The organism is Streptomyces sp. NPDC005706, from assembly GCF_040631045.1.
GTDB lineage: Bacteria > Actinomycetota > Actinomycetes > Streptomycetales > Streptomycetaceae > Streptomyces.
Map to the genome: position 1 here is coordinate 1 of NZ_JBEXYS010000016.1, position 21,504 is coordinate 21,504.

The 21,504-nt window shown below is 73.2% G+C and carries 14 protein-coding genes, 1 tRNA gene and 1 riboswitch; of the genes, 7 read left to right on the plus strand and 8 right to left on the minus strand.

Annotated elements, in window-relative coordinates; all coding sequences use genetic code 11:
* Window positions 1-473: 473 nt before the first annotated feature.
* Window positions 474-1,022 carry a MarR family transcriptional regulator gene (locus tag ABZ478_RS24050; RefSeq protein ID WP_358940029.1) on the minus strand — a complete coding sequence of 183 codons (549 nt, stop codon included), beginning with the start codon at window positions 1,020-1,022 and terminating at the stop codon, window positions 474-476.
* Window positions 1,023-1,156: 134 nt separating this feature from the next.
* Between ABZ478_RS24050 and ABZ478_RS24055 the strand changes: the two genes are divergently transcribed.
* Window positions 1,157-2,419: an MFS transporter gene (locus ABZ478_RS24055; RefSeq protein ID WP_359552839.1), complete on the plus strand. Its 1,263-nt coding sequence runs from the start codon at window positions 1,157-1,159 to the stop codon at window positions 2,417-2,419.
* 122 nt (window positions 2,420-2,541) lie between these two features.
* Here ABZ478_RS24055 and ABZ478_RS24060 read toward each other — a convergent pair whose 3' ends face one another.
* Window positions 2,542-4,188, minus strand: coding sequence for a SpoIIE family protein phosphatase (locus ABZ478_RS24060; protein ID WP_359552611.1), 1,647 nt, complete (start codon window positions 4,186-4,188; stop codon window positions 2,542-2,544).
* Window positions 4,189-4,318: 130 nt separating this feature from the next.
* Window positions 4,319-5,695 carry an FAD-dependent oxidoreductase gene (locus ABZ478_RS24065; RefSeq protein WP_359552613.1) on the minus strand — a complete coding sequence of 459 codons (1,377 nt, stop codon included), beginning with the start codon at window positions 5,693-5,695 and terminating at the stop codon, window positions 4,319-4,321.
* Between the two features lie 375 nt (window positions 5,696-6,070).
* Between ABZ478_RS24065 and ABZ478_RS24070 the strand changes: the two genes are divergently transcribed.
* Window positions 6,071-6,892 carry a helix-turn-helix domain-containing protein gene (locus ABZ478_RS24070; protein ID WP_359552615.1) on the plus strand — a complete coding sequence of 274 codons (822 nt, stop codon included), beginning with the start codon at window positions 6,071-6,073 and terminating at the stop codon, window positions 6,890-6,892.
* Between the two features lie 251 nt (window positions 6,893-7,143).
* Window positions 7,144-9,030 carry a sigma-70 family RNA polymerase sigma factor gene (locus ABZ478_RS24075; protein WP_359552617.1) on the plus strand — a complete coding sequence of 629 codons (1,887 nt, stop codon included), beginning with the start codon at window positions 7,144-7,146 and terminating at the stop codon, window positions 9,028-9,030.
* Between the two features lie 376 nt (window positions 9,031-9,406).
* On the opposite strand, the gene ABZ478_RS24080 is transcribed toward ABZ478_RS24075, so the two are convergent.
* Entirely contained in the window at window positions 9,407-11,485 is a 2,079-nt protein-coding gene (locus ABZ478_RS24080) for an asparagine synthase-related protein (RefSeq protein ID WP_359552619.1), read from the minus strand.
* A gap of 746 nt (window positions 11,486-12,231) precedes the next feature.
* Between ABZ478_RS24080 and ABZ478_RS24085 the strand changes: the two genes are divergently transcribed.
* The 4 genes from ABZ478_RS24085 (at window position 12,232) to ABZ478_RS24100 (ending at window position 17,437) form a co-directional block, all read left to right on the plus strand.
* Window positions 12,232-13,656, plus strand: coding sequence for an MFS transporter (locus ABZ478_RS24085; RefSeq protein ID WP_358940023.1), 1,425 nt, complete (start codon window positions 12,232-12,234; stop codon window positions 13,654-13,656).
* Window positions 13,657-13,716: 60 nt separating this feature from the next.
* On the plus strand, window positions 13,717-14,934 hold the full coding sequence (lhgO, locus tag ABZ478_RS24090) for an L-2-hydroxyglutarate oxidase (protein WP_359552621.1): 1,218 nt from the start codon (window positions 13,717-13,719) through the stop codon (window positions 14,932-14,934).
* A gap of 80 nt (window positions 14,935-15,014) precedes the next feature.
* A complete protein-coding gene (gene trmB / locus ABZ478_RS24095; protein WP_359552623.1) occupies window positions 15,015-15,860 on the plus strand; it encodes a tRNA (guanosine(46)-N7)-methyltransferase TrmB in 846 nt (281 codons plus the stop codon).
* An 80-nt stretch (window positions 15,861-15,940) separates the two neighbouring features.
* The gene (locus ABZ478_RS24100) at window positions 15,941-17,437 is read left to right on the plus strand and encodes a PrsW family glutamic-type intramembrane protease (RefSeq protein WP_359552625.1); all 1,497 of its coding nucleotides are present in this window, start codon (window positions 15,941-15,943) and stop codon (window positions 17,435-17,437) included.
* A gap of 25 nt (window positions 17,438-17,462) precedes the next feature.
* On the opposite strand, the gene ABZ478_RS24105 is transcribed toward ABZ478_RS24100, so the two are convergent.
* The 4 genes from ABZ478_RS24105 to ABZ478_RS24120 form a co-directional block, all read right to left on the minus strand.
* A complete protein-coding gene (locus tag ABZ478_RS24105; protein WP_359552626.1) occupies window positions 17,463-18,410 on the minus strand; it encodes an aldo/keto reductase in 948 nt (315 codons plus the stop codon).
* 144 nt (window positions 18,411-18,554) lie between these two features.
* Window positions 18,555-19,601: a M23 family metallopeptidase gene (locus ABZ478_RS24110; RefSeq protein WP_359552628.1), complete on the minus strand. Its 1,047-nt coding sequence runs from the start codon at window positions 19,599-19,601 to the stop codon at window positions 18,555-18,557.
* A gap of 7 nt (window positions 19,602-19,608) precedes the next feature.
* Window positions 19,609-19,777, minus strand: a riboswitch (cyclic di-AMP (ydaO/yuaA leader).
* 162 nt (window positions 19,778-19,939) lie between these two features.
* Window positions 19,940-21,226 (minus strand): PP2C family protein-serine/threonine phosphatase, encoded by a 1,287-nt coding sequence (locus ABZ478_RS24115; protein WP_359552630.1) that lies wholly within the window; start codon window positions 21,224-21,226, stop codon window positions 19,940-19,942.
* 201 nt (window positions 21,227-21,427) lie between these two features.
* Window positions 21,428-21,501, minus strand: a tRNA-Met gene (locus ABZ478_RS24120).
* Window positions 21,502-21,504 lie beyond the last annotated feature (3 nt).

Below are 21,504 nucleotides of genomic sequence, written 5' to 3' on the forward strand. Positions count from 1 at the left end.
TCTCAAGGAACGGTCGCTTCCTTTGTACTCACCCTCTCGGGCTTTCCTCCGGGCGCTTCCCTTCGGTCTTGCGTTTCCGACTCTATCAGATCTTTCTCGACCCGATTTCCTCGGTGCTTTCCAGGTTCCCGCTCTCGCGTTTCCCTTTCCGGCGGTTCCGACTCTATCAGATCCTTTCGGCGTCTGACCCCCAGTCAGCGGGGCTTGCCTTCCCGGCCGTTGGGCCGTTCCGACGTCTCAAACCTTAGCGGATCCGCTCGGCGATTCCCAATCGGGCCGTCGAGCCCCTATTCGAATTGAATTCAGGCATGCCGAAATCAATCCCGTAGGGAGATCGTGCTGGTGGAGTGAGGTGCCGCTCGAGGCGGCGGGAGTGTCGTCGAGGAACCGTTACGGCTCTGCGGCAACCCGAAGAACTGTACGGACCTGACAGGGGGGTGTCAAGCAACCCTGTCAAGAACTTTTGTGGGGGCTCAGTCCAGGTCGGTGAGCCGGCCACCGGCGTCCGGCTGGGCGTGCTCCACCCGGCGCAGGAGCCTGGTCAGGACCTCCCCGAGCACCATGCGCTCGGCGGGGCTGAGGTCCTGGAGCAGCTCCTCCTCGAAGACGGTGGCGAGGCGCATCGCCTCCAGCCACTTCTCGCGGCCCTCGGGAGTCAGCTCCACGATCACCCGGACGCGATTGGTCTCGTCACGCTCACGGGTGACCAGGCCCTCCGTCACCATGCGGTCGATCCGGTGGGTCATCGCGGCCGGCGTGAGGCCGAGCCGCTTGGCGAGTTCGCTGGGTCCCAGGCGGTACGGGGCGCCGGAGAGGACGAGGGCCTTGAGGACCTCCCACTCGGCGTTGCTGATGCCGAGGTCGGCGGTCTGGCGGCCGTACGCGACGTTCATACGGCGGTTCAGCCTGGACAGCGCCGACACGATCTTCTCGACCTGGGGGTCGAGGTCCTGGAACTCGCGCTGGTAGGCGGCGATCTGTTCTTCGAGGGTCGGCTCCGTGACGCCGGGCGTGTCGGCCATGGCCGCAGTATGGCACGACGTCCCTTTGCCTTGAAGTCCTTGACTGTGTACTCTTTAGCTTCGAACTTTAGCTTTGAAGTCTTCACTCCTAACTAGTGAGAGAGGTGAACGTGACCAGGGCGATGGGCGCAGCGATGCGCCGGATCCACGTGGGCAACGCACTCAGCGCATTCGGGCTCGGCTTCACGGTCCCCTACCTGTACGTCTATGTGGCGCAGGTACGGGGTCTCGGGGCCATGACGGCGGGTCTCGTGCTCGCCGTCTTCGCCGTGGCCGCGCTGATCGTGCTGCCGTTCGCCGGCCGGGCGATCGTTCGCCGCGGTCCGCTGCCGGTTCTGCTCGCAGCCCTGGTCACCGCCGCGCTGGGTGCGCTGAGCCTGGGGCTCGCGGGCAACGCCGGCGCCGTACTGCTGTCCGCCGCGGCGCTCGGCGCCGGGCAGGCCGTGATGCAGCCGGCCCTGGCGACGATGATCGTGGACTGCTCCACGGCTGAGACCCGGTCTCGGGCGTTCGCGATGCAGTTCTTCCTGCAGAACCTGGGGCTGGGCGTCGGTGGCCTGATAGGCGGCCATCTCGTCGACACCACCCGGGTCTCCTCCTTCACTGTGCTGTTCGCGATCGAGGCGGCGATGTTCCTGCTGCTGGTCGCGGTGATGGCGACGGTGCGGATGCCGCACTCGCCGCGTATCGCCGACGCTCCGTCCGGTGGGGCGAGGGGAAGCTGGAAGCGGCTGCTCGGTAACCGGGCGATGGTCCAGCTGTGTGTCCTGGGCTTCGTGCTGTTCTTCGCCTGCTACGGGCAGTTCGAGTCGGGGCTGAGCGCCTACGGCGTGGAGGCCGCGGGGATATCGACCTCGGCGCTCGGTACGGCGCTGGCCGCGAACACGCTGATGATCGTCGTCGCGCAGTTCGCCGTGCTGAAGTTCGTCGAGCGGCGCCGGCGGTCGCGGGTGATCGCCGGTGTGGGGCTGATCTGGGCCGTGGCCTGGCTCGCGGCGGGGTACGCGGGGCTCGGGCACGGCAGCCAGGTGATGGCCACGGCCGCGTTCGTGTCCACGTACGCGCTGTTCGGTCTGGGTGAGGCGATGCTGTCGCCGACGGTCGCCCCGCTGGTCGCGGATCTGGCACCGGAGGGGATGGCCGGGCAGTACAACTCGGCGTTCGCCCTCGTCAAGCAGTTGGCGCTGGCTGTCGGGCCGGCGGTGGGCGGGCCTCTCGGTGCCTCGCTGCACGCGCCGTACGTCGTGACGTTCCTGCTGTTCTCGCTGGGGATCACGGTGCTGGCGTTGCGGCTGGGGCGTGGGCTGACTGTCGCGCAGGATCAGCCCTGGGCCGCCGCGACGAGTCGAGTGGTAGCCCGGGGTGCGGCTGCGGAGCCGGTTGCCGCGCAGGCGTAGGCACCCGGTGCTCGTGCGGGCCGGGGGCCGGCTTCGCTTCCCCGCGCTCTCGGGGGGCCTCCCCGCTGTCGGCGCCGCTCGAACCGGGGCTCCCATCGCGGCTGTCTGTCGCTGTGTGGGGCCTAGCTCTTCGGGAGCAGGAACTCGCACCAGACGGCCTTGCCTCCGCCCGGGGTTCTTCTCGAGCCCCAGGCGGAGGCGATGGTGGCCACGATGGCGATTCCCCGGCCCGATTCGTCGGCCGGTTCCGCCTGGCGGCGGCGCGGGAGGTGGTCGTCGCCGTCGGTGACCTCGATGATCAGGCGGCGGTCGGTGCGCCGCAGCCGCAGCCGCATCGGGGGTGTGCCGTGCTGGAGGCTGTTGGCGACGAGCTCGCTGGTGGCGAGGACGCCCAGGTCGTGCAGTTCGGCGGGGAAGCGCCAGCTGGTCAGGACACCCGAGGCGAACGCCCTGGCCCGGGGGGCCGCTTCCACGCCGCCGAGGAGTTCCAGGGCCGCGTTGCGGAAGAGGTCGCCCTCGGGGCCCTTGCGGGCGGGGTGCTGGAGGACGAGGACCGCCACGTCGTCGTCGTGGTCGGCGGTGACGCCGGCCGAGCGGACCAGGCGGTCGCAGACGACCTGGGGGGTGCCGGTCGCACCGGACAGGGCGCGTTCCAGGGACGCGATGCCCTCGTCGAGGTCCTCGTTGCGGCGCTCGACCAGGCCGTCGGTGTAGAGAACCGCCGTGGAGCCGGGGCCCAGTGCGATCGAGCCGGAGGCGTGCATCCAGCCGCCGGTGCCGAGCGGCGGGCCGGTGGGCTCGTCGGCGCGCAGCACCGTGCCGCTCTCGTCGCGGACCAGGATCGGCAGATGGCCTGCGGAGGCGTACACCAGGCGGCCCTCGTTGGGGTCGTGGACGGCGTAGACGCAGGTGGCGATCTGGTTGGCGTCGATCTCGGCGGCGAGGCCGTCGAGGAGCTGGAGTACCTCGTGCGGGGGGAGGTCGAGGCGGGCGTAGGCCCGGACGGCCGTGCGGAGCTGGCCCATGACCGCGGCCGCCCGCACGCCTCTGCCCATGACGTCGCCGATCACCAGGGCCGTGCGGCCGCCGCCGAGGGTGATCACGTCGTACCAGTCGCCGCCCACGGCGGCCTCGGTGCCGCCGGGCTGGTAGGTGGCGGCGATGCGCAGGTCGTCGGGTTGTTCGAGTTCCTGCGGGAGGAGAGAGCGCTGCAGGGTGACGGCGGTCTCGCGCTGGCGCCGCTCGCTGGCGCGCAGGCGTTCGGCGGCCTCGGCGTGGTCGGTGACGTCGGTGGCGAAGACGAGTACGCCGGCGTCACGGTCGCCGTCCTCGGCGACCGGGGTGCAGGTGAACGTGTACGAGCGGCCGTCGACGGCCTTGCGGGACTTCAGCGTGCGGGGTCTGCCGCTGCGCAGTACCTGGTCGAGGAGCGGGAGCAGGCCGAGTTCGGCGAGTTCCGGGAGTGCTTCGCGGGCGGGGGCGCCCGGGGGCCGCGGGCCGAAGGCCGAGGTGTAGGCGTCGTTGACGTAGGCGATGCGGTGGTCGGGGCCGTGGACGAGGGCGACGAGGGCCGGGACGCGGTCCAGGACTTCGCGCGCGGGCAGTTCGTCGACGGCGGGTACCGGCAGGGTTCCGTCGGCCGGCTGTCCGGCGCGGGCCATGGGCACGGAGCCTTCCCCCCGGCGGTCCGGGGAGACCGCGGTGTCGGTCCGCGCGGCGGCGCGGCGCTGCGTTCCGGGGAGCCGGGCGCTCCAACGCGTGAAGTTCACAGTGGGGAAAGCCTCGTGGGTGCTGAGGGCGGGCAGGTGCCCGTCCGAGGACGTGGGGCAGTCTGGCAGGTGGCCGTCCGCGGCGATATTCGTCAGACGCCGGGGCGGGCCGTGGAGTTCCCGGGTCCGGTCAGGACGACCCCTTCGGGTCGTCGGAGGGGCTGTGAGGAGGCTTTCCACCGGCCGCGAGTTCGAACTCCGCTCGGGGGTGTTCGAGTGAACCCAGCGAGACGATCTCCCGTTTGAAGAGCCCGGCGAGGGTCCACTCCGCCAGGACCCGGGCCTTGCGGTTGAAGGTGGGCACCCTACTGAGGTGGTAGACGCGGTGCATGAACCAGGCAGGGTAGCCCTTCAGCTTGCGCCCGTAGATCTGGGCGACGCCCTTGTGCAGGCCGAGGGAGGCCACTGAGCCGACGTACTTGTGCGCGTACGTCTCCAGGGGCTCGCCGCGCAGCGCGTGGGCGATGTTGTCGCCGAGGACCCTGGCCTGGCGGACGGCGTGCTGGGCGTTGGGCGCCGTGTTGGTGCCGGGTTCGGCGGTGACGTCGGGGACGGCAGCGGCGTCGCCGGCGGCCCATGCGTGCGGGGTGCCGTCGACGGACAGCTCGGCGGTGCACTTCAGGCGGCCGCGCGCGTCGAGGGGCAGGTCGGTGGCGGCGAGCAGCGGGTGCGGCTTGACGCCGGCCGTCCACACGAGCGTGCGGGTCGGGAAGCGCTGGCCGTCGCTGAGCACGGCGACACGGTCGGCGCAGGAGTCCAGGCGGGTGTTCAGCAGGACCTGGATGTTGCGGCGGCGCAGCTGGGTGACGGTGTAGCGGCCCATCTCCTCGCCCACCTCCGGCAGGATGCGGTCGGAGGCCTCGACGAGGATCCACTTCATGTCCTCGGGGCGGACGTTGTGGTAGTACCGCGCGGTGTAGCGGGCCATGTCCTGGAGTTCGCCGAGCGCCTCGACCCCGGCGTAGCCGCCGCCGACGACGACGAAGGTGAGGGCCGCGTCGCGGACCGCCGGGTCGCGGGTGGAGGAGGCGATGTCCATCTGCTCGATGACGTGGTTGCGCAGCCCGATGGCCTCTTCGACGGTCCGGAAGCCGATGCCGTACTCGGCGAGGCCGGGGATGGGCAGGGTGCGGGCCACCGAGCCTGGGGCGAGGACGAGTTCGTCGTAGCCGATGAGTTCGGCGGTCCTGCCCTCCTCGGCGGTGGCGAGGGTGGCGACGGCGGCGGTGCGCACCGCGTGGTCGATGGAGGTGACCTCGCCGACGACGATGTGGCACTGGTCCAGGACGCGGCGCAGCGGTACGACGACATGGCGGGGTGAGATGGAGCCCGCGGCCGCCTCGGGGAGGAACGGCTGGTACGTCATGTAGGGGTCGGGAGTGACGACGGTGATGTCGGCCTCCCCCCGCCTGAGCTCCTGCTTCAGCCTCCGCTGCAGGCGCAGGGCCGTGTACATCCCGACGTAGCCGCCGCCGACAACCAGAATGCGCGCACGTTCCTTCACCATCCCATGACGCACCCGGCGCTCTTGTTTGTCCACAGCCCCGGCAATTTGTGTGACCGGCGAGCGGATGTGCGCGCGTCGGCGCGCGCTGCCGGCAGGGGGAGAAAGCGGGCAGGTCAGCAGGGGCGGGCTAGAGGGGGCGAAGGTTCGTTATCGGGGCGTAACTGACCCGTACTCCGATCGAGGGGCGCACTGTGCGGAACCTGCCCCTTCTGAATTGACTGTCTCTCAACTATGTTCGTGTGTCGACGGGGTGTAGGGGATGTGGTCGACGGGTCCGTGAAAGCGGTCCCGCTCGGGACCGATGCCAGGTCCGCGCACTCCGGATTCAGTGGCGGGGAGTCTCCGGGGGGAGACGTCATTTACCGGGGGAAACACATGCATGTTCAGGGCACTCATTGGTCGTCGGCAGCCACCCTCACCTCGGGCGGCGCGGCGGTGAGCGCGGCGGCGGACAACGGGCGCGCGGACTCGGCGCGTACGACGCCGCTGCGGGTGGACGCACAGCGCAATCTGGAGCACGTGCTGCGTGCGGCGCGTGAGGTGTTCGGCGAGCTGGGGTACGGCGCGCCGATGGAGGACGTGGCACGGCGGGCGCGGGTCGGGGTCGGCACGGTGTACCGGCGCTTCCCGAGCAAGGACGTGCTGGTCCGGCGGATAGCCGAGGAGGAGACCGCGCGGCTCACCGAGCAGGCGCGGACCGCGCTCGGGCAGGAGGACGAGCCGTGGTCGGCGCTGTCCCGCTTCCTGCGGACGTCCGTGGCGTCGGGGGCGGGGCGGCTGCTGCCGCCGCAGGTGCTGCGGGTCGGCTCCGGCGGTCCGGGCGAGTCGGGCGGCCCTGTCGGACTGGTGGGCAGGGCCGGTGCGAGCGGTCCGGTGGGTTCGGGCGGCTCGGGCGATGAGCCCCGGGTGCCGCAGCAGCGGGTGCAGCCGGGCGCCGGTGAGCTGCGGCTGGTGCCGGAGGACGGGTCCCCGGCCGTGGCCGACGACGCCGGGGTCGGCGCGCTGCTCGAGGTCGTCGGGCAGTTGGTGGCGCGGGCCCGGGAAGCGGGGGAGCTGCGGACGGACGTGTCCGTGGCCGACGTGCTGCTCGTGATCGCCACGGCGGCGCCCTCGCTGCCGGACGCGGCGCAGCAGGCCGCGGCTTCGGCGCGGTTGCTGGACATCCTGCTGGAGGGGCTCCGGTCCCGGCCGGCGTAGCGGCGGCGGCAGCCCGCCGCCCCGGCTCCGCTACGGCGGGGTCTTCACACACCCGCACCACCCGTGCGCCATGGCGGCCGGGCGGTGCGGGTGGCCCGCGCGGTGTGCGCGGTCACGGCCGGTCCGGCGCCAACTGGGCGCTGCCCGGCCGAATTTCTCGTTCGGGTGACGCCTGGTACTGCGGAGATCGGTGCTGTGGCACCCTGAGCCGGTGACGGGTTGGGCTTTGCCGGTTTCGGGGGCTTTGCGCGATGGGCGTTGACGGGTGGGACGAGTCGCGTGATGACGGTGCCGCCGAGGCCGGTGGGCTGACCTCGCCGCAGGTGCCGAAGCAGGGCGGCCCGGCCGGGGCGCCCGCCGAGGCGGGCGTGCCCGCCCAGCGGGACGGCAGGGCACCCTCGCCGCGCCGGACGCCGCCCGCGGACGGCGAGCTGATCCACCGGATGCGCGCGGGCGACGACCTGGCCTACGAGGAGCTGTACCGGCGGCACGCGGACGCCGTGCGGCGCTACGCCCGTACCTGCTGCCGTGACGCGCACACCGCGGACGACCTCACCGCCGAGGTCTTCGCCGGGATGCTGCAGGCGGTACGGGGCGGCGCGGGGCCCGAGTACGCCGTGCGCGCCTATCTGCTGACCTCGGTGCGGCGCGTGGCCGCGCACTGGGCCAGGTCCGCACGGCGTGAGCAACTCGTGGACGACTTCGCCCTGTTCGCCCAGCAGGCCGCGCGGCCCGTCGAGGGGGCCGGTGACGACGCGGTGGACGTGGGCGCCGATGTGCGGGCGCTGCACGAGGCCGAGCGGTCCATGGCGCTGCGTGCGTTCCGCTCGCTGCCCGAGCGCTGGCAGGCGGTGCTGTGGCACACCGAGGTGGAGGACGAGTCGCCCAGTGAGGTGGCCGTGCTGTTCGGGCTGGACGCCAACGGCACCCGGGTGCTGGCGAGCCGGGCCCGGGAGGGGCTGAAGCAGGCCTATCTGCAGGCCCATGTCAGCGCGGCGCTGACCGGTGACGGGGGGTGCGCCCGTTACGCCGACCAGCTCGGCACCTATGCCCGGCGCAAGCTGCGGCTGCGCGCCGAGCGGGGGCTGCGCAAGCACCTGGAGGAGTGCGCCAGGTGCCGGCTTGCGGCCGCGCAGATCGAGGAGGTCGCGGGCGGTATCCCGGCGGTGGTGCCGGTCGCGGTCATCGGCTGGTTCGGGGCCGCCGGGTACGGGAAGGTCCTCGGGATCATCGCCGGGGGCGCCGGAGCGGGCGCCGTGGGGGCCGCCGCGGCCGGCGGGTCCTCCGCGGGTTCGGGTGCGGGCGGGGCGGCGGCCGTCGAGGGGCTCGGGGCGCCGGTGAAGGCCGGGATCGCGGCCGGTGTGGTCGCGGTGGCCGCGGCCGCGGTGGCGCTGGCCCTGGTGAACGACGGCCGTCCGGCGAAGGAGGTGGCCGGGCCGTCGCCGTCCGCCCCCGTCGTGCGGACACCGTGGCCGTCGGTCTCACCGTCGGCGCCCGCTTCGGCGCCCGCTTCGCCGACCACCACTGGGAAGCCGCCCGTCGCGCCGCCGGTGGTGCCGGTCTCCCGGACGAGCCCGGCGCCGGCCTCTTCGGCTCCCGCTCCCGCGCCGGAGCCGACGGGTGCTCCGCGGCCCACCTCGGCGCCGAGTCCCGTTCCGAGTCCGACGGCCACTCCCGGTCCGGCTCCCGCTCCCCCGCCGGCTCCCGTCGTCTACGAGTGGAGCGGCCTGCGTTACGACGTCAACGGTGACGGGGCCGCGCCGGAGATGCGGCTGTGGGGGAGCAGCTGGGTGTGGCAGCGGTACGGGATGTATGTCGGCGGGAAGCGGTACGCGCGTGGGGTCAGCGTGCACGGGGGGTCGTCGGTGATCGTCGACCTCAATCGCCGGTGCACCGCGTATGACGCGCGCGTCGGCGTCGACGACATGACGCTCGGGCTCGGCAAGGTCGTGTTCTCCGTGTACGCCGACGGTCTTCCGGTGTGGCGGTCCGGGGTGGTCGGAGGGCGGGACGCGGCCGTGCCCGTGCATGTCGATCTCACCGGGCGGGAGACCGTACGGCTGGCGGTGTCGCCGGAGGGTGGGGTGCTCGGGCGGGCCGCGCTTGCCGACTGGGCGGAGGCGCGGTTCAGCTGTTGATCGTGTCGGTGCGGGGGGGGCGGCGGGGTTCTGCCGGGCCGGTGTTGTTGGTTCTTGGTCTGTGCTTGGGGGGCTCGCTGAGCCGGTGTTTGGTGGGGGCCCTGAGACGCCGGTGCCCGGGGGTGGCCTGCTGAGCCGGTGTCCGCTCGGCGCCCTGAGACGCCGGTACCCGGGGGTTGGGTCGCGCACCCGCGCTGGCGGGGTGCCGCTGCGCCCACCCGTGCCGCCCCTGGCGGCACGCATGCCCGCAGCTACGTGGGCTCGGGTGCCCGTCAGCCGATGCTGGGCGGGCCCGGTAACCGTGACGGAGTGGCACTGGTCGGGCGTGGTTGCGCGAGCGCCTCGGCCGCTGCCGGGCCGGCGCCCGGTGCAGTCGTCAGGCGCCGGAGGCGAGGGCGTTCTTGCGGGGTTGGATGCCGGAGGGGACCGCTCGGGCGCGGGCCGGGGTGCCGGTCCAGCAGGTGCCGCGGCGGGCCAGCAGGCGGCGGAGCCAGAGTTCGAGGGCGGTCAGGTCGGCCAGGCCGTCCAGGGGGAGGGGCTCGCCCGTCGCGGCTGCGCGGACGGCCTTGCGGATCACCCGGGCTTCCACCAGGCCCGCGTCCGCCAGCAGGGGTGTCGCGAAGAGGTCCATCAGGTCGTCGGCGGCGAGGCGCAGGCCGGCGCGGGTGGCCGCCGCCGAGGAGGCGTGGGACGGGGCGCCCCAGCCGGGCGGGAGGTCGGTGACTCCGGCGCCCTCCAGGACGCGGCGCAGGACGGCGGCGCGGGCGCCGGGCTGGACGCGCAGGGCCTCGGGGAGGGCGCGGCAGGCGCGGACGACCTGGTTGTCGAGGAAGGGCGCGTGCAGCCGCTGGGAGCGGACCTCGGCGGCCTGTTCCAGGACGCGCAGGTCGGCGGCGTGGCGGGCGAGGGCGGCACGCGCGCGGTAGTCGCCGGGGCGCTGGCCGGAGCCGAGTGCGGACCGGTCCGCCTCCCCTTGCAGCAGAACCGATACTTCAGCCAGTGCCTCCCCGGTCAGCCAGCGGGCCGCCGGGCCGGGTCTCGCCCAGGTGAGTCCGGCGAGGGAGGCGCCGACCGCGCCCTTGGGCTCGTCGAAGCGGTGGCGCATCAGCCGCTCGGCGAGCAGTTCCAGGCCCGTCCGGTACGGGGTACGGGCCAGCCGGCGGGCGGCGCTGTACACACGCGCGGGGACCATCACCGAGCCGTCGGCCCGGGCGAGCGCGGCGACCGGCCGGACCAGGTGACGCCGTCTGCGGTCCAGGAGGAGGTCCGCGAGGCGGGCGGGGTGGGCGTCCAGGACCTGGCGGGCGCCGTGTCCGGTGAAGTGGTCGGCGCTGCCGGCGGCGAGGCGGGCGCGGTGGCGGGCGGCCGTCACCAGCGAGGGGCCCGGCTCGTCGGTGAGGGGGCCGTCGAGATCGGCGTACGGCAGGCTCTCCTCGCCGCCGGTGACCACCACGTGGTGCAGGCGCGGGTTGGCCGCGAGAGCGCCCGCGCGCTCGACCTCGGCCTCGCGGCCGCGCACGGCCAGGTCGTTGAAGGTGACGGCGAGCAGCCGCTCCCCGGCGCCCGTGCCGTGGCCGAGCAGCGTGCCGGGCCTGCCGGGCAGCCCGGCGGCCAGCAGGGCGAGGGTGCCGGAGGCCGGCCCGCCGGAGAGGTCGCCGCCGATGCCGGGCACGGGCATCCCGCGCGCGGCCCGCCGTTCGGCCGGTCCCATGCCGGGCACCGGCCCGGGGTCGAGGTCGGGCACGTGCCGGGGTGCCGACAGACGCGCGCGCACCGCCTCGACGAGGGCGTCCCGTACGGCGTCCACCGCGAGGTCCGGGTCGGCGGGGGGCGCGGCGACCGCGAGGGAGGCGACCGGCTCGTAGCCGGCGATCTCGCGTGCTCCGGCGCGCAGGACGAGCGCGTGCCCCGGTGGGACGCGCCGCACGCCCTCGTACGGGGTGGTGTCGCGCAGCGCGGCCGGTACGTCGGGGGCGGCGAGCAGGGCCGCCAGGTGGCCGAAGTCGAGGTTGGCCTCGATGAGGTCGGCGAGCGGCAGCGCGGCGGTGGCGTAGGCCGTGCCGCCGGCCCAGGGGGTGTGGAAGACCGGGCGGGCGCCGGCGAGGTCGCCGCAGACGGTGATGCGGCGGCCCACCTGGACGACGGCCGTGTAGCTGCCCGGCCAGGCGGTCAGATGGCGCACCGCGCCCCCGCGCGCGGTGAACAGGCCGCGCCGCAGTTCCTCGTCGCCGGCGCCGCAGGTGCCGAAGACGGCGATGCGGTTCTGCGCGTCGGCGTGCACCACGCGCACCTCGTCGGGACGCCAGTCGCCGACCGCCCACAGCGGGTCGGGGTCGCCCCACAGGAGGTGGGAGCCGACCGGACGCAGCGTCTCGCCGTCGTATCCGGTGGCGCCCGCGGAGCCGATCTGGGCGACACCAGTGGCGGTGCTGCTCCAACCCACCAACCACCGCATCGACGCCTCCACACAGCGTGGACAACCAGTGCACCGTACGAACCGGGACCCATGCTGCCATGAAGAACGCGCCACGGAGGCGAGGTGACGCCGCCTTCGATCGAGGGAAACCGGTGCCGGAGGCCGCAGGGAGCGGCAGAGTATCGGTTGCGGGCCGGTGGGTGAACACCCGGGCGGCCAGGAGTGGATGGCAGAAGTGGGCACGGTAGGTGCGACGCGAATGCGCCCCCTGTATGCGCCCCGAAAACGCCCTTCACGCCCTCAAGTCCCGTGGTGGGGGCGGTAATCGCTCGTCCGCAGCGGGGACTATTTTCAGCCAAATCGGGGACAGGCGCACGGGTTTGAGCACGCTCCGTACAGGCCTGCGCAAGGCCCTCCGGCACGGGCACGCGCACGGTCCGGGAGGCGGTCTTCGCCTCCCGGACCGGTCCGCCACCCGCGGGGATGAAGGCGGCGGTGTCCCCCAGCCCACTGGATCCAGTACAGCGGGCCGACCCACGCGACAGCCATGGAACCGCTCCCCGGATGGCCGGAGAAGAGCGCACGGACGGGCGCACGGCCACACGTGCGGGGGCACGCCGCGAGTCCCCGTGCACGGTGCGTACAGGGCCGTACTCCCGTACGGACCACAATCCCGCCATCCGGAACAATGCCCCTTAACGCTTGGGATGCGGCGAACTACGCTGGGTTTACGAATGCCGCACGGTTATGCCAGCGCGGCAGCCGTCTGTGTCGAGGGGTGACGCATGTCCAGGGAGCAACGCGGGCCGAACGACAAACTCGGCACCGTTCTCGCCCTCGCGGGAATCAGCAACGCGGGACTCGCGCGACGCGTCAACGACCTTGGCGCCCAACGCGGGTTGACGCTTCGCTACGACAAGACCTCGGTGGCGCGCTGGGTCTCGAAGGGGATGGTGCCGCAGGGCGCGGCGCCGCACCTCATCGCGGCCGCCATCGGCCAGAAGCTCGGCCGCCCGGTGCCGCTCCACGAGATAGGCCTGGCGGACGCGGATCCCGCACCCGAAGTGGGTCTCGCCTTCCCCCGGGACGTGGGGCAGGCGGTGAAGTCGGCCACCGAGCTGTACCGGCTCGACCTGGCCGGACGACGGGCCGGCTCCGGCGGCATCTGGCAGTCCCTCGCGGGATCGTTCGCGGTGACCGCGTACGCGACGCCCGCGTCGCGGTGGCTGATAACCCCCGCCGACAGTTCGGTCGCGCGGGAGGCGAACTCCGCAGAGGGCTCCGGCGCACCGATCAAAGTCGGCCACAGCGATGTGCAGAAGCTGCGGGAGGCCGCCGAGGACGCCAGGCGCTGGGACTCCAAGTACGGAGGCGGCGACTGGCGTTCGTCCATGGTGCCGGAGTGCCTGCGGGTGGAGGCGGCGCCGCTGCTGCTCGGCTCGTACTCGGACGAAGTGGGCCGTGCCCTGTTCGGAGCCTCCGCCGAACTGACCCGGCTGGCCGGCTGGATGGCCTTCGACACCGGGCAGCAGGAGGCGGCCCAGCGGTACTACATCCAGGCGCTGCGGCTCGCCCGCGCGGCGGCGGACGTCCCGCTCGGGGGGTATGTGCTGGCGTCCATGTCGCTGCAGGCGACGTACCGGGGTTTCGGCGACGAGGGCGTCGACCTGGCGCAGGCGGCCCTGGAGCGCAACAGGGGACTGGCGACCGCCCGCACCATGAGTTTCTTCCGGCTGGTGGAGGCGCGGGCACACGCGCGTGCGGGGGACGCGCCGGCCGCCGGCGCGGCGCTGAAGGCGGCGGAGAGCTGGCTCGAGCGATCCAGGGACGGTGACAACGACCCTTCTTGGCTTGGTTTCTATGGTTATGACCGGTTTGCCGCCGACGCGGCGGAGTGCTACCGCGATCTGAAGGCGCCGCGCCAGGTGCGGCGGTTCACCGAGCAGGCGTTGTCGAAGCCGACGGAGGAGTTCGTGCGGTCGCACGGGCTGCGCCTCGTGGTGTCGGCCGTCGCCGAGCTGGAGTCGGGCAATCTGGACGCCGCCTGCGAGCAGGGGGTGCGGGCCGTCGAGGTGGCCGGGCGGATCTCCTCCGCGCGCACCACCGAGTACGTGAAGGACCTGCTGCACCGGCTGGAGCCGTACGGGGACGAGCCGCGGGTGGTGGAGCTGCGGGAGCGGGCCCGGCCGCTGCTGGTGGCTCCCGCATAGGACCCCCGGTCCGGGTTTGAAGGCATTGTCAGTGGCGCAGTGCACTATCGGAGCCGGGAGGTGGTGCGGGTGCGTGAGGGTGCGTACGACTGCGACGTGCTGGTGATCGGAGGCGGGATCGTCGGCCTGTCGACGGCCTACGCGATCACGCGTGCGGCGCCGGGTACGCGGGTGACCGTGCTGGAGAAGGAGCCGGGGCCCGCCCGGCACCAGACGGGGCGCAACAGCGGGGTCATCCACAGCGGCGTCTACTACCGGCCGGGCTCGCTCAAGGCCCGGTTCGCCGTGCGCGGCGCGGCCGAGATGGTGAAGTTCTGCGCCGAGTACGGCATCGCGCACGCCGTCACCGGGAAGCTGATCGTCGCCACCGAGCGGGACGAGCTCCCCCGGCTGCACGCGCTCGTGCAGCGCGGCCGGGAGAACGGCATACAGGTGCGCGAGCTGGGCGCCGCGCAGATCGGTGAGTACGAGCCGGAGGTGCGCGGGCTGGCCGCGATCCACGTCGGCACGACGGGGGTGTGCGACTTCGTGGGCGTGGCCCGGCAGCTCGCGCGGGCCTCGGGGGCGGAGATCCGGTACGGCGCGCGGGTGGTCCGGGTGGACCGGCGCCCGGAGCGGGGCGTGGCCGTGCTGACCGCGGCCGGGGACGTCGTCCGGGGCCGGGTGCTGGTGAACTGCGCCGGGCTGCACTGCGACGAGGTGGCCCGGCTGACCGGGGACGAGCCCGGGGTACGGATCGTGCCGTTCCGCGGCGAGTACTACGAGTTGGCGCGGCCGGAGCTGGTGCGCGGGCTGGTGTATCCGGTGCCGGATCCGGCGTTCCCGTTCCTCGGGGTGCATCTGACCCGGGGGATCGACGGCGGCGTGCACGTCGGGCCGAACGCGGTCCCGGCCCTGGCCCGCGAGGGATACGGGTGGGGTGTCGTACGGCCCGGGGAACTGGCCGGGACGGTGGCGTGGCCCGGCTCGTGGGTGATGGCCCGGCGGCACTGGCGGTACGGCGCCGGGGAGCTGCGGCGGTCGGTGTCCAAGGGGGCGTTCCTGACGGCGGTGCGCAGGCTGCTGCCGGCCGTGGAGGAGGCGGACCTGGTGCGCGCCCCCGCCGGGGTGCGGGCGCAGGCGGTGCTGCGGGACGGGACGCTGGTGGACGACTTCCTGATCCGGGAGGGGAGCCGGGCGGTGCACGTGCTCAACGCCCCGTCCCCCGCGGCGACCGCTTCGCTGCCGATCGGCCGGGAGATCGGACGCCGGGCGCTGGACATGCTCGGTGCGCTGTGACACCCGCGCGCTGTGACGTCGGCCTCCGCTTCGGGTGCCGTCCCGGGAAATCGCGCCACCGCCGTAAAATCGGTGTCACTGTGTCTGACTCGCTGAACCTCCCCGAAGCATCCCGGCCCGCGACCGCCGCCGCGCCGCGGCCCTCGCACGTCCCCGGTGTGTCCGTGCGGCACAGCCGGGCCAAGGGGGAGCCGCGGTTCCCCGACGGGCCCAGGGCCGACCCGGCCGGATCGCACTTCGAGCGGCGGATCCGGAGTTTCCAGCCGCGGCGCAGCCGGGTCACGGCGGGGCAGGCCGACGCGCTGCAGCGGCTGTGGCCCAAGTGGGGCCTGGACATCGACGGGCAGCGCGTCATCGACCTCGGCGAGCTGTTCGGCGGCACCGGTCCCGTCGTGCTGGAGATCGGGTTCGGGATGGGTGAGGCCACCGCGCGGATGGCGGCCGGGGACCCCGGCACCAACATCCTCGCGGTCGACGTGCACACCCCGGGCCAGGGCAACCTGCTCAATCTCGCCGACCAGAGCGGGCTGTCCAACGTCCGGGTGGCCAACGGCGACGCCATCATCCTGCTCCGGGAGATGCTCGCGCCCGACTCGCTCGACGGGCTGCGCGTGTACTTCCCCGACCCGTGGCCCAAGAAGCGGCACCACAAGCGCCGGCTGATCCAGCCCGAGTTCCTGACGCTGGCCGCGAGCCGACTGAGGCCGGGTGCGGTCGTGCACTGCGCGACCGACTGGGAGCCGTACGCCGAGCAGATGCTCGAGGTGCTCACCGCGCACCCGGACTTCGAGAACACCCGGGCGGACGGCGGTTTCGCGCCGCGTCCGCGGTTCCGGCCGCTGACCCGTTTCGAGGGACAGGGGCTGGAGAAGGGACACGTGGTGAACGATCTGCTCTTCCGCCGCGTACCGCACCGGGATCGCTAGGCCTGTCCTTCCGACCAGCACCAGCACCAGCACCAGCACCAGCACCAGCCCGTTCCCCGGTCACCGTTAGGGTCGATGCCGTGGCCATCAGTCCTCCGTACCCGAGCTACTCCCCCGGCCCCGGAAGCGGAACGCACCCGCACTGGTGGCAGCGCCGGTGGGTGCGCTACGGGGCGCTGATCACGCTGCTGGCGCTGTCCGGCCTGGTCATCCTGGCGCTGGTGCGCCGGCAGACCGGCACCACGGGCTTCCTGGTCGGTCTCGGGCTCGCCGTGCTGCCCGTGCCCTGGCTCCTCGCCGCCTTCCGCTGGCTGGACCGGGTCGAGCCCGGCCCCTGGCGGAACCTGGTCTTCGCGTTCGCCTGGGGCGCCTGCGCGGCGGCGCTGATAGCGATCGTCGCCAACAGTTTCGCGACGAAGTGGATAGCCACCTCGACCGCCGATCCCGCCGGCGCCGACACCCTGGGCGCCACTCTGATAGCGCCCGTCGTGGAGGAGTCGGCGAAGGCAGCGGCCGTGCTGCTGGTCTTCCTCTTCCGCAGACGGGACTTCACCGGGATCGTCGACGGCGTGGTGATAGCCGGGGTCACCGCCACCGGCTTCGCGTTCACCGAGAACATCCTCTACCTGGGCACGGCCTTCGGGACCGACCAGCTCAGCGGCGGCCACGGCATCGCCTCCGTCACCGCCGCCACCTTCTTCGTGCGCGTCGTGATGTCCCCGTTCGCGCACCCCCTGTTCACCGTGCTCACCGGCATCGGCTTCGGCGTCGCGGCGCTCTCGACCGAACGGCAGCCCGCCCGGCGCGTGCTGGTCCCGCTCGGCGGACTGCTGCTGGCGATGAGCATGCACGCCCTGTGGAACGGCTCCGCCACGTTCGGCCAGTTCGGGTTCCTCGCCGTCTACGCCGCCTTCATGGTGCCCGCGTTCGGGCTGCTGACCTGGCTGGCGGTCTGGACCCGGCAGCGGGAGCTGCGGACCGTGCGGGAGGAACTGCCTGCGTATGTGTTCGCGGGATGGCTCGGGCCGGCCGAGCCGTTCGTCCTCGGGTCGATGCGGGCGCGCCGCGCCGCCCGGGACCACGCCCGCCGCCACTTGGGCGGGCGGCCCGCCGCGCGGGCGGTCGCGCAGTACGAGGCGTACGCCACCTCGCTGGCCTTCCTGCGGCACCGGGGGCGGCGGGGACGGGCCGGCGCCGACTCCGCCGCGCGGGAGCGGGAGCTGCTCGCCGAGCTGTGGCGGCGCCGGGAGGTGGCCCGGCCGGCGCTGGAGCACGCGGCCAGGACCGTGGCCCCGGTGCCGGCGGCCTCGGCGTACTGGGCGCGGTACGGGTGTCCGGCCGTGCCCGCCGGGCATCCGGGGGCGTATGGGCAGGGGCACCCGGCGGTGCCGTACGGATATCCGCCGGCGCCGTACGGCAACCAGGCGGTCCCGTACGGGAACCAGACCGCGCCGTACGGAAACCAGACGGTCCCGTACGGCAACCAGGCGGTCCCGTACGGCAACCAGGCGGTCCCGTACGGGAACCCGCCCGTGCCGCCGGCCCGGTACCCCGGATACCACCCGTACCGGCCCTAGCCGGGCACAGGTCCCCGGCCGGGGGTCAGGCGGAGGCCTGGTTCAGGCGGTCCACCTCGTCCTGGGTGAGCCGCAGCTCCGCCACGCCCAGCAGCGCCGGGAGCTGTTCCACCGTGCGGGCCGAGGCGATGGGGGCCGTGACCGTCGGCTGGGCGGCCAGCCAGGCGAGGGCGACCGTGGCGACGGGGGCGTCGTGGGCGCCGGCGATCTCGTCCAGGGCCGTGAGCACCCGCTGACCGCGCTCGGAGTCCAGATGCTTGGCGGCCGAGCCGGCGCGGGCGCTGTCGACCGTCGTGCCGGGGCGGTACTTACCGGTCAGGAAGCCGGAGGCGAGGGCGAAGTACGGGACCGCCGCGAGGCCCTCACGGGCGGCGAGGTCCTGCAGCGGACCCTCGTAGGTGTCGCGGGAGACCAGGTTGTAGTGGGGCTGGAGGGCCACGTACCGGGCCAGGCCCTCGCGGTCGGAGAAGTCGAGGGAGGCCCGCAGCCGCTCGGGGCTGATGTTGGAGGCGGCGATCTGCCGGACCTTGCCCGCCTTCACCAGCTCGTCCAGGGCGCCGACGATCTCCTCCACCGGCACTTCGGGCTTGTCGAAGTGCGTGTAGTAGAGGTCGATGTAGTCGGTGTCCAGGCGGCGCAGCGAGGCGTCGGCGGCGGCCTTGATGTTGGCCGCGGTGAGGCCCTGGTACTCCGGGTGCTGGCTGACCTTGGTAGCGACGACGACGTCGGAGCGGTTGCCGCGGGCCTTGAGCCACTTGCCGATGATCGTCTCCGACTCGCCGCCCTCGTTGCCCTCGATCCACGCCGAGTAGGAGTCGGCGGTGTCGACGAAGTTGCCGCCGGCCGCCGTGTAGGCGTCGAGGACGGCGAAGGAGGTCTTCTCGTCGGCGGTCCAGCCGAAGACGTTGCCGCCGAGGGCGAGCGGGAAGACCTCGAGGTCGGAGGAGCCGAGTTTGCGCAGAGAAGCAGTCATGTCCGGTTACAACGATCACCCCGGTACCGCCCATTCCGGGACCGTGCGAACGGTGTGTGAACACGGCCGCAGCCCTGACGCCGGGGGCGTCAGGGCTGCTGGATCGAGATGCCGGATGCCGGGCTCAGGAGGCCCGGGCCGGGCTCAGGGATTGAGGCCCTTGCCGTGCAGCCACGCCATCGGGTCGATGCCGGTGGCAGCGCCGCCGGGGTGGACCTCCAGGTGCAGGTGCGGGCCGGTGACGTTGCCGGTGGCGCCGACACGTCCGATGACGTCGCCGGTGCTGACCTTCTGGCCGGCGGAGACGCTGATCGAGGACTGGTGGCAGAACCAGAGCTCGGTGCCGTCGTCGAGGGTGAGGACGGTGCGGTAGCCGTAGGCGCCGGCCCAGCCCGCCTCGGTGACGGTGCCGCTGTGGATGGCCTTGATCAGCGTGCCGGTGGGCGCGGCGAAGTCGAGGCCGGTGTGGTAGCCGGAGGACCACATCGAACCGGCCTGGCCGAAGGTCGAGGTGATCGTGTACGAGGACGTCGGCAGCGTGTACTGCTTGGCCAGCGCGGCCAGCCGCTCCTCCTCGGCCTTCTTCTTGGCGGCGGCCTCGGCCTCCTTCTTGGCCTCGGCGGCCTTGGCCTCGGCCTCGGCCTTGGCCTCCTTCTGCGCCTCGGCGGCCGCGTCGGCGGCCTTCTGCCCGGCGGCGGCGGCCGCTGCCGCGGTGGCCGTGGAGTCGGCCTTGCTCTGCTGCTGCTCGGCCTGCGCCATGATCCTGTTGCGCAGGGTCTCCCCCGCGTCGGATGCGTCCTGCTCACTGTCGGCGGCGGTGGTGCCGACCGAGCTGAGCGAGGCCGTGGTGGCCTTGGACGCCTCGGAGTGGTCGTCGTCGAACAGGGAGCCGACGGAGGGCAGGTCGGGCATCGAGATGGACACCGGCGGCTTGCCGGTGTGGGCGCTGGCCATGCCGCCCGCGCCGACTGCCGCTATGACGCCGACGCCGAGGACGGTGGAGCTGCGGGCGAGTCCGCCGCGCTGCTTGGCGACGCGGTGCCGGCCGCGTACGGGGCGGACGGACTCCTCGGTGGGGTTCCATTCCTCCCAGGGACCCTCTTCGGCGCTGTAGCCGCCGTAGCCGAATGTTTCGGTGTCACGCTGGCTGGGCACGTATGGGGCTTCGGGGGCAGGCCGGTTGGACGCCACGCGGGCGTACTCCTTTCCTTCCTCCGCCTACCGGGTTAGCTGACGGGTTCGGAGCAGGAAGGTCTCCTACGCGCGTATACGTACCGAGAACCGGATCGGTTCACGGTGGCATCCGCGTGATTCACCCCAAGGTGGTGGTTCCCCGGTTCCCTTGCGGGATTCGGCGCGTGCGCACGGAGCCGCCTCTTGTGACGGCTGGGACGACCGCGCTGCGTTATCGAACGTTAATAGACCCACCTGTGAGATTCCAAGCCGTTCGGCTTGATCATTAACGTTTCCGAGAGTGGACGTACGCCGCACGGCCGTGAAAAACGGGCGAGTTGACCCGCATTCAGGAGTCACGGAGTTTTTGATGGTGACTCAGCAGTGAAGCGGAGGGCTGCCGTCCGATCACTGTTGGTCACATCCGCCCCGGGTCGGCGTACGGCCAGCAGCGCCATGTCGTCCGCCATGCCGCCCCCGGAGTGCCGCCTGACCTCCGCGGCGAGCCGGGTGAGCAGAGTGGGCGGGTCGGGGAAGCGGCGCCCGGCGAGCCGGCGCACCGGATCGTAGAACCGGCCGTGGGCGTCACGGGCCTCGGTGAGGCCGTCGGTGAACAGCAGCAGGGTGGAACCGTCCGGGAAGCGGTACTCGGCCGCGCGGTCGGGCCACCGGCCGAGGTCGCCCATGCCGAGCGGCAGCGCGGGCTCGTCCGCGGTCAGGGCGCGCAGCGTGCCGTCGGCGTGCAGCAGCAGGGGCGGCGGATGGCCGCGGTTGACGACCCGCACCACCCCTTCGCCGTGGGGCAGTTCGGCGAGGACGACGGTGGTGAAGCCCTCCAGCGCGTCGACGCCGCGCCGGGTGCCCTCGCGGGCCAGCGCCCGCTCCAGCCGCCCGGCGACCGCCTCCAGCGTGGCCTCGTGCTCGGCGGCCTCCCGGAACGCCCCGATCACCACGGCGACGGCGGCGACCGCGCCCATCCCCTTGCCGCGCACGTCCCCGACGACCAGCCGTACGCCGTGCGGGCCGTCCTGCACCGCGTACAGGTCGCCGCCGATGAACGCGCCCTCCTGCGCCGCCTCGTACCGGGCCGCGATGTCGAGGCCGGCGATGCGGGGAGCGGGCTCGGGCAGCACGGCCCGCTGGGCAGCCTCGGCGATCTCCCGGACGGAGGCGAGCCGCCGGTCGCCGAGGCGTACGACCCGGTTGATGACGACGGCCAGCAGGGCGACCGTGGCCACGGTGACGATCTGGGTGACGGTGTTGACGTCCAGGCCCGGGCCGAAGTGGGCGTGCACCACATAGGTGGCGGCCAGGGCGGCCAGCCCGGTGAGGAGCGTGGTGCGCAGCGAGGCCAGGGGCGCGGCGACCAGCGGAGCGGCGGTGAAGAAGGGCACGGCGGTGAAGTCGCGCGGGGTGAGCAGGTCGTACAGCAGCCCGCCGGCGATGAGCAGGAGGGAGAGGGCGTGGGGCAGGGTGCGCGCGACGGGGCGGCGGCACCGCTCCGGCGGCAGGGGCGCGGGGCCGGTGCCGGGGCCCGGGTCCGGGTCCGGGTCCGGGTCCGGGTCCGGGTCCGGTGCGGGTCCGCCGGGGAATCTGTCGCCCGCCCTGGCGTACGGGCTCTCCTCCACCTCACCAGGGCGCACTGCTGGTCTCCCGTGTCCTCGACGTACGACCAGCGTGGCGGGAGCCCGGGAGGCGGGCGACTGCTGTGGCCCGAGCGGATGACCTGCTGTGACGTACGCCACTCGCCTTGTGGGCGCGGCTCCCTCGGTGTCCGGCGGGAGCCGGGCGGGAAACACTCAGGGCCGGAATCCATGTACTGGATTCCGGCCCTGAGTCTTCAGTAGCGGGGACAGGATTTGAACCTGCGACCTCTGGGTTATGAGCCCAGCGAGCTACCGAGCTGCTCCACCCCGCGTCG

Coding starts and splice junctions, on each gene's coding strand:
- ABZ478_RS24050 (WP_358940029.1), bottom strand. CDS start 1,022: ATGGCCGACACGCCCGGCGTCACGGAGCCGACCCTCGAAGAACAGATC.
- ABZ478_RS24065 (WP_359552613.1), bottom strand. CDS start 5,695: ATGGTGAAGGAACGTGCGCGCATTCTGGTTGTCGGCGGCGGCTACGTC.
- ABZ478_RS24105 (WP_359552626.1), bottom strand. CDS start 18,410: ATGACTGCTTCTCTGCGCAAACTCGGCTCCTCCGACCTCGAGGTCTTC.
- ABZ478_RS24055 (WP_359552839.1), top strand. CDS start 1,157: ATGCGCCGGATCCACGTGGGCAACGCACTCAGCGCATTCGGGCTCGGC.
- ABZ478_RS24085 (WP_358940023.1), top strand. CDS start 12,232: ATGTCCAGGGAGCAACGCGGGCCGAACGACAAACTCGGCACCGTTCTC.
- ABZ478_RS24080 (WP_359552619.1), bottom strand. CDS start 11,485: ATGCGGTGGTTGGTGGGTTGGAGCAGCACCGCCACTGGTGTCGCCCAG.
- ABZ478_RS24075 (WP_359552617.1), top strand. CDS start 7,144: ATGGGCGTTGACGGGTGGGACGAGTCGCGTGATGACGGTGCCGCCGAG.
- ABZ478_RS24070 (WP_359552615.1), top strand. CDS start 6,071: ATGCATGTTCAGGGCACTCATTGGTCGTCGGCAGCCACCCTCACCTCG.